The organism is Streptomyces sp. NPDC043176, from assembly GCF_056436715.1.
In genome coordinates this window covers 72,708-85,601 of sequence record NZ_JBWKCA010000017.1, presented here as the reverse complement: position 1 = coordinate 85,601, position 12,894 = coordinate 72,708, and the positions used below count along the sequence as shown (strand labels likewise).

Genomic DNA, 12,894 nt, shown 5'->3' with positions numbered 1-12,894 from the left:
GGGGAGCGGAGATGACCACGACCACGGCCGGGTACGGCAGCTGGCCCTCGCCCGTCGACGCGGTGCTCACCGCCGCGCACGACGGACGGCCCGACTACCTCGGCGCCGTCGGCGACGAACTGTGGTGGACCGCGCCCCGCCCCGCCGAGGGCGGCCGGCGCGCCCTCGTCCGGCGGCGCGCCGACGGCACCGAGGACAGCGTGCTGCCCCCTCCGTGGAACGTCCGGAGCCGGGTCGTCGAGTACGGCGGACAGCCCTGGGCCGCGATCGCCCGCCCCGCCGGCGGACCGCTCGTCGTCTTCTCCCACTTCCCCGACCAGCGGCTGTACGCGTACGAGCCCGACGCCGCGCCCGGTGCGCCGCCGCGCCCCCTCACCCCCGTCTCCGCGACCGGCGGCGGGCTGCGCTGGGTGGACCCGGTGGTCCGGCCGGAGCTGGGCGAGGTGTGGTGCGTCCTGGAGGAGTTCACCGGCCCCGGGCCCACCGACGTGCGCAGGACACTCGCCGCCGTCCCGCTGGACGCGACGGCCGCCGAGGACCGCGCGGCCGTACGCGAACTCACCGAAGCGCGGCACCGGTTCGTCACCGGTCCCCGGGTCTCGCCGGACGGGCGCCGGGTCGCCTGGATCGCCTGGGACCATCCCCGGATGCCCTGGGACGGCACCGAGGTCGAGATCGCCGACGTCGCCCCCGACGGCACCTTCCACGAGGTCAGGACCGTCGCGGGCGGACCCGCCGAGTCGATCCCGCAGGTCGGGTGGGACGCGGCCGGACGCCTGCTGCTGGTCAGCGACCGCACGGGATGGTGGAACCTCTACCGGGCCGAGTTCGGCGCCCGCGGAGAACTCGGCGAACCCGTCGCCCTCTGCCCCCGCGCCGAGGAGTTCGGCGGCCCGCTCTGGAAGATCGGGCTCAGCTGGTTCACCCCCCTGGAGAACGGGCTGATCGCCGTCGTCCACGGCAAGGGGACCACCTCTCTCGGCATCCTCGACCCCGACAGCGGCACCCTCGCCGACGCCGCGGGACCCTGGACCGAGTGGGCCTCGACCCTCGCCGCGCACGGCACCCGGGTGGTCGGCGCCGCCGCCGGACCGCACACCTCCTACGAACTCGTCGAGCTGGACACCCGCACCGGCCGCACCCGGGTCGTGGGCGCCGCGCACAGGGACGCCGTCGATCCCGCCTACTACCCCGAGCCCCGCCTGCGCACGTTCACCGGCCCCGGCGGGCGGGACATCCACGCGCAGGTCCACCCGCCCCGCCACCCCGGCTTCACCGGACCCGCGGACGAACGGCCGCCGTACGTCATCTGGGCGCACGGCGGACCCACCGGTCACGCCCCGCTCGTCCTCGACCTGGAGATCGCCTACTTCACCTCGCGGGGGATCGGCGTCGCCGAGGTCAACTACGGCGGTTCCACCGGATACGGACGGGAGTACCGGGAGCGGCTGCGCGAGCAGTGGGGTGTCGTGGACGTCGAGGACTGCGCCGCCGTGGCCGCGGCCCTCGCCGCCGAGGGCACGGCGGACCCGGCCCGGCTCGCCGTACGGGGCGGCAGTGCCGGCGGCTGGACGGCGGCGGCCTCCCTCGTGGGCACGGACGTGTACGCCTGCGGCACGATCATCTACCCGGTCCTCGACCTGCGGGCCTGGGCGACCGGCGAGACGCACGACTTCGAGTCCCAGTACCTGCACGGTCTGGTGGGACCGCTCGACCGGGTCCCGGCCCGCTACAAGGAGCGCTCGCCCGTCGAGCACGTCGACCGGGTGACCGCCCCCTTCCTGTTGCTCCAGGGGCTCGACGACGTCATCTGCCCGCCCGCCCAGGCCGAGCGCCTCCTCGCCCGTGCGGCCGGCCGGGGCGTCCCGCACGCCTACCTCGCCTTCGAGGGGGAGGGTCACGGCTTCCGCAGGGACGACACGATCATCCGCGCCCTGGAGGCCGAACTCGCCCTGTACACACATGTCTTCGGCATCAGCCGCACGGACGTACCGCCCCTGGAGTACCGCACATGAGCACCGGGACCACCGGAACCCCGCAGCCCGCCGTCGAGCCCCTGACCCGCGCCGAGCGGCTCCGCCCCGGGGCCCGCGTCGCCGTCGTCGCCCCCTGCGGTCCCATCCCCGAGGACCGGCTCGGGGCGGGGCTCGACGTCCTGCGCCGCTGGGGCCTCGACCCGGTCGTCGCCCCGCACGTCCTGGACGCCCATCCCACCCTCGGGCACCTCGCGGGCGAGGACCGGGCGCGGGCCCGCGACCTGACCGAGGCCTGGTGCGACCCCTCGGTCTCCGCCGTCATCTGCGCGCGCGGCGGGTTCGGAGCCCAGCGGATGGTCGACCTCGTCGACTGGCGGGCGATCAGGGCGGCCGGACCGAAGGCGTTCGTCGGCTACAGCGACGTCACCGCCCTCCACGAGGCCTTCGCCGTCCGCGCGGGCTTCGCCACCCTGCACGGCCCGATGGTCGCCGCCGGCACCTTCCTCTCGGACGCGCGCACCCAGGAGTCGCTGCGGGCTACCCTGTTCGAACCGGAGACGGTCCGCACGCTCGGCCTGGAGACCGCCCGGGCGCTGGTGCCCGGCCGCGCGCGGGGCGTCACGCTCGGCGGCTGCGCCAGCCTCCTCGCCGCCGACCTCGCCACCCCGCACGGCCGCACCTCGGCGCGCGGCGGCCTGCTCCTCCTCGAAGACGTGGGCGAGGAGCCGTACCGACTGGACCGGGTCCTCACCCAGCTCCTCCGCTCGGGCCTCCTCGACGGCCTCGCGGGCGTCGCCCTCGGCTCCTGGGTCGACTGCGGCCCCTACGAGGACGTCCGCGCCGTCCTCCACGACCGTCTCGCCCCCCTCGGCGTCCCGGTCGTCGAAGAGCTCGGCTTCGGCCACAGCGCGACGGCCCTCACCATCCCCCTCGGTGTGCCCGCCGTGCTCGACACGGAGTCGGCGACCCTGACCCTGGACGTGCCGGCGCTGCTCTGAGCGCCGGCACGCGGGACCCTCCCGGCCGCCGTGCCCTACAGGGCCGCGTAGCCCGGGCGGACGACCTCGTCGATGAGGCGCTGCCGCTCGGGCAGCGGGAGGAAGGCGGCGTCCAGGGCGGCGACGGTGAACTCCTCGAAGACCTCGGGGCCGTAGCCGAAGGCGTCGACCATGTGCTGGAACTCCTCGCTCATGGTGGTGCCGGAGACGAGGCGGTTGTCGGTGTTGAGGGTGATCCGGAAGCCGAGGCGGCGCAGCTCGTCGATCGGGTGCGAGGCGTAGTCCTTGGCGGCACCGGTCTGGAGGTTGGAGGTCGGGCAGACCTCCAGCGCGATCCGGTTGTCGCGGACGTACGAGGCCAGCCGGCCCAGGGTGCCGTCCTCGGCGATGTCGTCGGTGATCCGCACGCCGTGGCCGATCCGCTCGGTGCCGCAGACCTGCACGGCCTCGTGGATCGACTCCGCGCCGACGGCCTCGCCGGCGTGGATCGTGAAGTGGCAGTTCTCCTGCTTGAGGTGCTGGAAGGCGGGGAGGTGGCGGGCGGGCGGGTTGCCTATCTCGCCGCCGGCGATGTCGAAGCCGGCCACGCCGTTGTCCCGGTGGGCGACCGTGAGCCGCGCGATCTCCAGCGAGCGGTCCGTGTGGCGCATGCCGGTGAGGAGGGTGCGGACGGTGATCCGGCCGCCGGTCCGGCGCTCGCCCTCGCGGAAGCCGTCGTTGACCGCCTCGACGACCTCGTCGAGGGTCAGCCCGCCCTCCAGGTGCTGCTCGGGGGCGTAGCGGATCTCGGCGTAGACGACGCCGTCCGCCGCCAGGTCCTCGGCGCACTCGGCCGCGATGCGCGTCAGCGCCTCGCGGGTCTGCATCACCGCGCACGTGTGGGCGAAGGTCTCCAGGTAGCGCTCCAGCGAGCCGGAGTCGGCGGCGTCCCGGAACCACACCGCGAGCGCGGCCGGGTCCTCGGTCGGCAGCGCGGTGTAGCCGCACTCCCGCGCCAGCTCGACGATGGTCGCGGGGCGCAGCCCGCCGTCGAGGTGGTCGTGGAGGACGGCCTTGGGGGCCCGGCGGATCCACTCGGAGACGGTGGCGGCGGCAGGCGTGGCAGGGTTGTCAGACAAGTGCATGGCCGGGAAGTGTACGCCACGCCGGGGACGGGCGCGGTGAGGGTCATGACAGGACCCGGTCGCACGACGTGCGGCGGGCGGTGGTCGGCGGTCGGCGGCGACCGGTCTGCGGCTGCCGGACGGGGAGGCGCCCGGCAGCCGCAGACCGGTCGTCCGGTCGCGGCCGCCCCGGGCCGCGGGCGGTCCGCCGGGTCTCAGTGGGACTGGAGGACCGGCAGGGCGGGGGCGCCCGTGGGGAGCATGTGCTTGGCGGCGAGGACCGGGGTCTCGCCGACGCGCACGACCTGGGTGACCAGGACCGCGGGGGTGTCGGCGGGGCGGCCGAGCTGCTCGCCGCGGCGGCGTCCGAGCAGGGTGGCCGTGATGCCGCTGTGCGCGCTCAGCGCCGTCTCGCGGGAGGCCCCGACGAGGACCGACAGCATGGAGACGGCGCCGCCGCCTCCGGTCCCCGCCGGGGTGCCGGTCTCCGCCGCCCGCAGGGCGCGGGCGAACTCGGGGTGGACCCGGTCGAGCAGCTCGTCCGGCGCCGCCCACTCGTGGCTGAGGGCCGCGGCGGTGCCCTCGCCGGTCAGCACGGACTCCCAGAAGCGCAGCTCGGCCCGGGCCGGCGCGAGCAGGTGCTGGGTGGTGAAGTCGGTCGGCTCCTCGACGGTGCGCAGCAGGGCGCGTACGCGCAGCGGCGTGCCGGCGCCGATGAGCTCCTCCAGCGGCTGGACGTGCTCGAACCCGCGCCGGGGCGGGCGGTCGTTGACCGTGCGGCCGACCCCTCGGCGTACGGTCAGGACGCCGTCCTCCTGGAGCAGCAGGAGCGCCTCGCGCAGGGCGGGCCGGCTCACGCCCAGCTCGGCGGCGAGCTTCGGTTCGGAGGGCAGGGTCGAGCCGGGCGGGTAGGTGCCGTCGTGGACGGCGTCCGCGATCCGCTCGTAGAGCGCCACGACCGGTCGCCGCCGCTGTCCGCTGACCGCCACGGCCCCTCCTCGTCTCGTCCCGGCCTGCTCTCCGCCGGTGTCCGGCACCCACGGTAGCGGCCCTCGTTGTCTGACAAGTCACCCGTACGGCTCTCCTCGCCGATCCAGTGAGGCGCCGCTCGGCCCATTCTGGTCCCACGGCGGTCGCCCGGTGCGACCGACGTCACGACGGAGGAGAGGCCGGGCATGAGTCCCAGGGAGACGCAGAGGACGGCCCACGGGGGCACGTCCCGGTTCGACGGAGCCTTCACCCCCGGCCGGATCGCGATGACGGCCGTCGCGGTGCTCACCCTCGTCTTCATCTTCCAGAACACCCGTGAGGTCAAGATCCGCTTGCTGATTCCCGAAGTGACCATGCCCCTGTACGTGGCGCTGTTCGCCACCGCCCTCCTCGGCGCCGCCTGCGGCTACTACGCCGCGGCCCGGAGGCGGAAGTGAGGCGGGCCGCCGTCGTGGGCGCGGGAGCGGTCCTCGCGCTCGCGGCCGTCGCCGTGACCTCGACCGAGGAGTCCGCCGCCACCGGGGACGACGCCCGGGCGCGACCGATGCCGGACTTCCTGGGCTGCGGGCTCTGGCGGGTCTTCACCCACCTCCCGCGCCGGACCCGGCTCGACGTCCACGACGTGAGCGGGCGGGACCGGCGGGTGCTGTGGCCGCCGCGCTGGCGGGTCTGCACGCAGTACCCGGCGACGGGCACGGGCATCGACCGCCGCACCACGGTCATGATCGGAGTCGTGCGCAAGGGCGAGAGCTGCCCGCCGCGCGTCCGGAGCGCCCGCCGCTGAGTAGCCTGGCCCCATGTCCGACGATCCCGGCCGGTACCTCGCCGCCGGCCCCCGCGTGGGCCTGCGCGCCTTCTCGCCCGACGACGCGGCGGAGTTCACCGCCCGCGCCCGGGAGAGCCGGGAGCTGCACAGGCCGTGGCTCTTCCCGCCGTGCACGGCGGAGGCGTACGCGACGTACGCGGGCACGCTCCTGGGAGACCCGGCGCGCGCCGGCTTCCTGGTGTGCGAGCGGGCGGAGGACGGCCGGATCGCCGGGTTCGTCAACATCAACAACATCGTCCGCGGCGCCTTCCGGAGCGGCGCGCTCGGCTACGGCGCCTTCGCGCACGCCGCCGGGCGCGGTCTGCTCACCGAGGCGCTCGGGGTCCTCATGGCGTACGCCTTCGGACCGCTGGAGCTGCACCGCCTGGAGGCGAACATCCAGCCGGGCAACACCGCGTCCCGCGCACTCGTCCGCCGCGCCGGCTTCCGCCTGGAGGGTTTCTCCCCGGCGATGCTGTTCGTCGACGGCGCCTGGCGGGACCACGAGCGCTGGGCGATCACGGCCCCGGAGCCGCCGGGCGCGGCTCAGCGCTTGTAGTTGATCTTCATCGTGTCGAGGTCCGTCACGGTCGAGCGCAGCGGCCCGTGCGCGTGGCCGAGCTTCCTGAGGGCGGACTCCACCCGGTCCTCGGCGAGCGCCCCCGCCATCTCGTCGCCGTCCGCCGCGTCGGAGACGACGACCAGGCGGTACGAGAAGTGCTTCAGCGTCCGGTCGTAGGCGAGTGAGCCCTCCTCCGTGAACTGCATCGCGGTCAGCCCGTGCGCGTCCACCTCGGCGAGCAGCCGGGTCCGGCTCTCCTCCGACAGACCGTCGAACGTGCCGCGCACGATGACCCGGTAGGTGTGCTGCGTGCCCATTCCTCGTACTCCCTGTGCCATGGTCCCGTCGGCGGCCGGGGCGGCGCCGACCCTCCACAGTACGGCGGCGCGCACCCGCGCCGCCGGGAATATCCGGGCCCCTGGGGCCGCCGCCGCCCTGCCGAAGACCGGCGTGGAGAACCCCTGGTCAGGACGGGCCGTGACGTGTTCCATGGGGCGATGACGACCGTACGACGTGCCGTACTGACGCTGCCCGCGGCCCCGTTGGGCCCGGACAGCCCGCTGCCCGCGCTGCGCCCCCACGACGGGACGCACGCGGTCGACGCGCACACCCTCGCGTCCCTGCCGCGCGACATGGCCCGGGGCGTCGGGCGCGACCCCCTGCGCAGCCTGCTGCCCGTGCCGGTGCGCGACGGATACGGGCGCGAGCGCACCCCCGCGGACCTCGCCGCGATCGTGATCGAGAACGACCGGCTCCGCGCGACCGTGCTGCCCGGCCTCGGCGGCCGGATCCACTCCCTGCACCACAAGCCCACCGGACGCGAACTCCTCTACCGCAACCCGGTGTTCCAGCCCGCGGCCTTCGCGCTCAACGGCGCCTGGTACTCCGGCGGCGTCGAGTGGAACATCGGCGCCACCGGCCACACCGCCCTGTCGTGCTCGCCCCTGCACGCCGCCGCCGTCCGCGCTCCCGACGGCGGCCCCATGCTCCGTCTCTGGGAGTGGGAGCGCCTGCGCGACCTCCCCTTCCAGGTCGACCTGTGGCTGCCGGACGGATCCGACTTCCTGTACGTCGGGATCCGCGTCCGCAACCCCCACGAGCACACCGCCCCCGTCTACTGGTGGTCCAACACCGCAGTCCCCGAGGACCGCCGGATCCTCGCGCCCGCCGACGCGGCCTGGCACCACGGCTACGATCGCGGGCTGCGACGGCTGCCCGTGCCGGTCACGGAGGACGGCACCGACCGTTCGTACCCGTCGGCCGGCGCGCACGCCGCCGACTGGTTCTACGACCTGCCCGACGGGCAGCGCCGCTGGATCGCCGCGCTCGACGCCGACGGCACGGGGCTCGTGCAGACCTCCACCGACCCGCTGCGCGGCCGCAAGCTCTTCCTGTGGGGCACCGGGCGCGGCGGCAGGCGCTGGCAGGAGTGGCTGACCGAGCCGGGCACCCCCGGCTACGCCGAGATCCAGGCCGGGCTCGCCCGCACCCAGCTGGAGCACCTGGAGCTGGCGGGCGGCGCGGAGTTCAGCTGGCTGGAGGCGTACGGGCCGCTGGCCGCCGATCCCGCCCGGGCGCTCGGCGACGACTGGGCCGCCGCCCGCGCCGCGGTCGAGGGCGCCCTCACCGCGGCGCTGCCCCGGGCCGCGGTCGACGCGGCCTGCACCGCCTGGCGGGACGGTGCCGCGGACGCCGAACCCGAGACGCCCCTCGCGGCCGGTTCGGGCTGGGGAGCCCTCGAAGTCCTGCGCGGGCGCCTTGTATTGCCCGGCACTCCCTTCCCCGAGTCCACCCTCGGGCCCGACCAGGAGCCCTGGCTGGCGCTGCTGCGCACCGGAGTCCTGCCCGCCCCGGCCAAGGGCGCCGCGCCGGGCCCGCCGCTGGTCGCCGCGCCGTGGCGGGACATGCTGGAGACCGCTCCCGCCGACCCCTCCACCGAATACCACCTCGGCATCGCCCAGTGGCACGCCGGTGACCGGGCCCAGGCGGTGCGGAGCTGGGAGCGCGGCTTGCGGGACGCCGAGGTGCGCTGGCCCCTGCTGTACTGCCTGGCCGTGGCCGACCGGGAGGAGGGCCACCCGGCCCGCGCGGCGGACCGCTTCGCCGAGGCCTTCGCCGAGAGCGCGGACCGGGACGGGGAGGGGGACGGGGACGCCGGCGGGGATGAGCCCCCGTCCGCCCCGGGCTCGGTGGTCACGGCCGCGCTGGGGCGCGAGGCGATCGACGCCTTGCTCGCCGCCGGGCGGCCGGGGGCGGCCGCGGAGGTGTGGGCGCGGCTTCCCGAGGAGGTGCGGGGGAGAGGCGCGTTCCGCCTCCTGGAGGTGCGGATCCTCCTCGCGCGGGGCAGGACGGCCGAGGCCCGCGCCGTCTTCGACGCGGGCTTCGAGGTCGCCGATCTGCGCGAGGGCGCCGAGACCATCGGCGAGCTCTGGGCCGAGTTCACCGACGAACCCCTCCCGTACGCCTACGAGTTCAGGATGCGGCCGAGCTGACGAGCGGGCGCCGGGGTGGGGTGTCGCGCCCGGCGCCCGAGCTCCCGGTCGGGTGCCGGGGCGCGGCGCCCGAGCCGATGGGCGGCCCCGGCGGCGGTGCGGCCGCCCGGGGCCGGGGCGGCCGGGGGCCGTACGGCGCCGGGGCCGTGGTCCGGCCCGGCCGGGGGTCGTCCGGGGCCGTCAGGGCACCCGGCACAGGATCTCGCCGTGCGGGACCATGAACCAGGCGTCCTCCTGCTCGCCCCACTCCCGCCAGGCCTCGCCGATCGAGGCCAGCTCGGCGGCGGTCGCGTGGCCGCCGGAGACGGCCAGCTCGGCGTAGACGGACGCGGTCGTACGGTCCGCCCACAGGCCGCTCCACCAGGCGCGCTCCTCCGGGGTGGCGTAACACCAGGTGCCGGCCGTGGTCGTGACGTCGGTGAAGCCGGCCTGCCGGGCCCACGCGAACAGCCTCCGCCCGGCGTCCGGTTCGCCGCCGTTGGCGCGCGCGACGCGGTGGTACAGGTCCAGCCACCCGTCCAGGGCGGGCCGCTCGGGATACCACGTGAAGGCCCCGTAGTCGCTGTCGCGGGCGGCGACGACGCCGCCGGGCCGGCAGACCCGCCGCATCTCGCGCAGCGCCTGGACCGGGTCGCCGACGTGCTGCAGCACCTGATGGGCGTGGACGACGTCGAAGGAGTCGTCGGGGAAGTCCAGCGCGTGGACGTCGGCGACGGCGAACCCGACGTTGTCCAGGCCGCGTTCGCCGGCCACCGCGCGGGCCTTGGCCAGGACGTCCTCGGCGGCGTCGACCGCGGTCACGCGGCCGGGCGCCACCAGGGCGGCCAGATCGGCGGTGATGGTGCCGGGGCCGCAGCCGACGTCCAGGACGTCCAGTCCCGCGCGCAGCTCGGGCAGCAGGTAGGCGGCCGAGTTGGCGGCGGTGCGCCAGGTGTGCGAGCGCAGGACGGACTCGTGGTGGCCGTGGGTGTAGACGGCGGTCTCGTGGGCCGCGGACGGTGCGGAGGCGTGCGTCATGGAAGCGACTCCCTCGGTGTGGGTGCGTGGCCCCACCGTACGCGGGGTGGCCGGATGCTGAGATATGCATCTTGCGATGTGGACGCGATCTTCCTTGAACAGGTCTCGGCCGCAGCGGAGTTCGCCGCGCGCCCGTCCGCCGCGCCGGAATCCGCGCCTCACGGGCACCCCGCGCGCCCGACCTGACGGATCCGTGTATGACAGCCCTGTGAACAACCCGTGCGGACCCGGTCCGCGCCCCTAGGATCGGCGCGCCGCCGCCCGGCGGCCCGTCCGCCTCCCCCGTGCCGAGGAGTCCCGTGCCGTACTCGCCCGCGCCCGCCCGCCGCTCCCTGCTCAAGCTGATCGCGGCGGGCCCCGCGGTGTCCGCCGTCGGCGGGCTCGCCGCCGCCGCGCCCGCGCACGCCACGACGGCCGCCGCCGCGCCCGGGATCGTCAAGGCCCTCCCGGCGGATCACTTCACCGTCCGGGGCACCAACGCCGAGGCGCGGTTCGACGCCTTCGCGGACACCGGCCTCCTCACCCCCGCCGAGCGCTTCTTCGTCCGCAACCACACCAGCACCCCCGTCCTCGACGCCGCCGACTGGCGGCTGACCCTCTGGGGCGACGGCCTCCACGGCCGGAATCCGGTCCACTTCACCTACGGGCAGCTGCGCGACCTGCCCTCCGTCACCCGGACGGCCCTGATCGAGTGCGCCGGAAACGGCCGCAGCCTCTACACGAGCCAGCAGGGCGAGCCCGTCACCGGCACCGCCTGGACCCTCGGCGCGGTCGGCGCCGCCCGCTGGCGCGGCGTCCGCCTCTCCGACGTGCTGCGGCGCGCCGGAATCGCCCACGACGCGGTCGACGTCCAGCCCCGCGGCCTCGACGACCCGTACGTCTCCGGCGGCGTCGACCACGGCCGGGTGCGGCGCCCGCTGCCGGTCGCCAAGGCCTTCGACGACGTGATCCTCGCGTACGAGATGAACGGCGAGCCGCTGCCGTACGATCACGGCTTCCCGGTCAGGCTCGTCGTGCCGAACTGGGTCGGCATCGCCTCGATCAAGTGGCTCGGCGACATCGAGGTCTCCACCCGACCGCTCAGCTCGCCCTGGACGACCGACTGGTACCGCCTCTTCGGCGCCGCGCACCCCGCCGGCGGCGGTGAGCCGATCAGCCGCCAGACGCTCAAGTCCGCCTACCAGCTGCCCTTCGGCGCCACCCTGGAGTCCGGCCGCGTCCACCGGCTCACCGGACGCGCCTGGTCCGCCCTCGCACCCGTGCGGACCGTCGAGGTCTCCACCGACGGCGGCGCCCACTGGCGGCACGCCCGGCTCCTCGACACCCCCCGCCGGGGCGGCTGGGTCCGGTGGACCGTGCCGTGGCGCCCGCACACCACCGGACCCGTCACCCTGCTCTCCCGTACCACCGACACCGCCGGCAACACCCAGCCCGAGCGGGCCGTCCACAACACCCAGGGGTACCTCTTCAACGCGGTCGTGCGTCACCCGATCACCGTCGTCTGAAGCGGCACAACCGCCCGAACCTTCGTATAAAGGGCACGGGGGGTGCCCGCCCGGCGCCCCCCGTGCGCTCAGGAGGTACGGGACATGCGGCAGACGGCTCCGGAAGGCCGCGGCCCGGTGCGCTACGGCCCTCCCACGCCCGACACCGGCCTGCCCGTCCTGCCCGGACTCGCCGCCCTCCTCGCCGCGGCCGCCGCGCGGACGGTCGCCGAGCCGCCCGGCGGCGGGCCCGTCCTCCGCGAGGCCGCCGCCGGCCACTGGTGGCGCCGCGGCCTGCGCACCCACCCCGAGGACGTGGTGGCCGCTCCCGGTGCCGCCCCCCTCCTCATGGCCCTGCTCGCCGCTCACGGCGGGGACCTCCTGCTGCCCCGCCCCTGTCCCGCCTGGTGGGCCCCGCAGGCCCGGCTCCTCGGCCGCCCGGCGTACCACGTGCCCACCCCCGCCGAGTGCGGCGGCGTCCCCGACCCGTACGCGCTCCTGGAGACGGTCCGGCGCGTCCGTGCCGAGGGCGGCGACCCCCGGGTCCTGCTGATCTCCGTGGCCGACGACCCCACCGCCACCGTCGCGCCGCCCGAGCTCGTCCGCGAGGCCTGCGAGGCCGCCGTCGCCGAGGGGCTGCACGTCATCAGCGACGAGACCTGGCGCGACACCCTCCACGCCCCGCACGACACCGTGCTCCTCGGCCCCGCCGAGATGTGCCCCGACGACGTCACCGTCCTCACCGACCTCGGCGGCGCCCTCACCCCGGCCGCCTGGCCCTGCGCCGTCGCCCGCTTCCCGCCCACGGACCCCTCGCGCGCCGACCGCTGGACCGACCGCAGGTCCCGCGTCCTCGACGTGCTCACCGTCCTCGGCGCCGTCGTCCCCGGCCCGGTGGCCCCCGCCGCCGCGCACGCCCTCGACGAACCCGAGGACGTCACGGTACGGGCCCGGCACGCCGCCGCCGTCCACGGGCGGCTCGCCGCGGCCGCGCACGGCGCCGTGCGCGCCGCCGGGGCCCTCGCCCGGCCCCCGCAGGCGGGCCGCCACCTCTACGCCGACCTCGGACCGCTCAGGGCCGGCCTCGCCTCCCGGGGCGTCACCGACTCCCTGGAGCTGGAGAGCCACCTCACCGCACGGCTCGGCGCCCCCGTCCCCGGCGGCCACCGCTTCGGCGACGAACTCGGCGCGCTCCGCGTCCGGTTCGGCACCGTCATGTTCCTGGGCACCACCGAGGAGGAGCGCGCCGAGACCCTCGACGCACGGGACCCGCTGGAGCTGCCCCATGTGGCGCGGAAACTCGCGGAGTTCGGAGGAGCCCTGGAGGAACTCCGGTGACGGCGCGCCCGATCGGACCCCCACCGGGTCCCGGACAGCGCACCCCGCACGGGTACCCGGCGCCCCGCGCCGCGCACCGGCACCCGCGGCCCCGCGCCCCGCACCGGTGACCGGCCTCCCGCACCGGCG

12 protein-coding genes are annotated in these 12,894 nt (G+C 76.1%); 8 read left to right on the top strand and 4 right to left on the bottom strand.

What is annotated here, in order from left to right:
* Positions 1-11 precede the first annotated feature (11 nt).
* On the top strand, positions 12-2,015 hold the full coding sequence (locus AC067A_RS25805; protein WP_479244858.1) for a S9 family peptidase: 2,004 nt from the start codon (positions 12-14) through the stop codon (positions 2,013-2,015).
* The gene (locus AC067A_RS25800; protein ID WP_479244857.1) at positions 2,012-2,974 is read left to right on the top strand and encodes a S66 peptidase family protein; all 963 of its coding nucleotides are present in this window, start codon (positions 2,012-2,014) and stop codon (positions 2,972-2,974) included. The genes AC067A_RS25805 and AC067A_RS25800 overlap by 4 nt, the downstream gene beginning before the upstream one ends.
* 35 nt (positions 2,975-3,009) lie before the next feature.
* On the opposite strand, the gene AC067A_RS25795 is transcribed toward AC067A_RS25800, so the two are convergent.
* Positions 3,010-4,098: an adenosine deaminase gene (locus tag AC067A_RS25795; protein ID WP_479244856.1), complete on the bottom strand. Its 1,089-nt coding sequence runs from the start codon at positions 4,096-4,098 to the stop codon at positions 3,010-3,012.
* 194 nt (positions 4,099-4,292) lie between these two features.
* A complete protein-coding gene (locus AC067A_RS25790; RefSeq protein WP_479244855.1) occupies positions 4,293-5,066 on the bottom strand; it encodes a GntR family transcriptional regulator in 774 nt (257 codons plus the stop codon).
* Positions 5,067-5,252: 186 nt separating this feature from the next.
* On the opposite strand from AC067A_RS25790, the gene AC067A_RS25785 reads away from it, so the two are divergent.
* Genes AC067A_RS25785 through AC067A_RS25775 form a run of 3 tightly spaced genes read left to right on the top strand, consistent with a single transcriptional unit; the run spans position 5,253 to position 6,431 of the window.
* A complete protein-coding gene (locus AC067A_RS25785) occupies positions 5,253-5,504 on the top strand; it encodes a LapA family protein (RefSeq protein ID WP_479244854.1) in 252 nt (83 codons plus the stop codon).
* Positions 5,501-5,851, top strand: a complete 351-nt coding sequence (locus tag AC067A_RS25780; RefSeq protein WP_479244853.1) for a hypothetical protein — start codon at positions 5,501-5,503, stop codon at positions 5,849-5,851. The genes AC067A_RS25785 and AC067A_RS25780 overlap by 4 nt, the downstream gene beginning before the upstream one ends.
* A 13-nt stretch (positions 5,852-5,864) precedes the next feature.
* On the top strand, positions 5,865-6,431 hold the full coding sequence (locus tag AC067A_RS25775) for a GNAT family N-acetyltransferase (RefSeq protein ID WP_479244852.1): 567 nt from the start codon (positions 5,865-5,867) through the stop codon (positions 6,429-6,431).
* Here AC067A_RS25775 and AC067A_RS25770 read toward each other — a convergent pair.
* Positions 6,419-6,751 carry a DUF6204 family protein gene (locus AC067A_RS25770; RefSeq protein WP_479244938.1) on the bottom strand — a complete coding sequence of 111 codons (333 nt, stop codon included), beginning with the start codon at positions 6,749-6,751 and terminating at the stop codon, positions 6,419-6,421. The two genes, AC067A_RS25775 and AC067A_RS25770, sit on opposite strands and share 13 nt — an antisense overlap.
* Before the next feature lie 180 nt (positions 6,752-6,931).
* Here AC067A_RS25770 and AC067A_RS25765 point away from each other — a divergent pair, with 180 nt between their 5' ends.
* Positions 6,932-8,926: a DUF5107 domain-containing protein gene (locus AC067A_RS25765; RefSeq protein WP_479244851.1), complete on the top strand. Its 1,995-nt coding sequence runs from the start codon at positions 6,932-6,934 to the stop codon at positions 8,924-8,926.
* A gap of 180 nt (positions 8,927-9,106) precedes the next feature.
* Here AC067A_RS25765 and AC067A_RS25760 read toward each other — a convergent pair whose 3' ends face one another.
* Positions 9,107-9,943 (bottom strand): methyltransferase domain-containing protein, encoded by an 837-nt coding sequence (locus tag AC067A_RS25760; RefSeq protein ID WP_479244850.1) that lies wholly within the window; start codon positions 9,941-9,943, stop codon positions 9,107-9,109.
* A 299-nt stretch (positions 9,944-10,242) separates the two neighbouring features.
* Here AC067A_RS25760 and AC067A_RS25755 point away from each other — a divergent pair, with 299 nt between their 5' ends.
* Both AC067A_RS25755 and AC067A_RS25750 read left to right on the top strand, forming a co-directional pair.
* Complete coding sequence (locus AC067A_RS25755; protein ID WP_479244849.1) at positions 10,243-11,448, top strand: sulfite oxidase; 1,206 nt, start codon at positions 10,243-10,245, stop codon at positions 11,446-11,448.
* Between the two features lie 84 nt (positions 11,449-11,532).
* Positions 11,533-12,765 carry an aminotransferase class I/II-fold pyridoxal phosphate-dependent enzyme gene (locus AC067A_RS25750; protein ID WP_479244848.1) on the top strand — a complete coding sequence of 411 codons (1,233 nt, stop codon included), beginning with the start codon at positions 11,533-11,535 and terminating at the stop codon, positions 12,763-12,765.
* Positions 12,766-12,894: the final 129 nt, after the last annotated feature.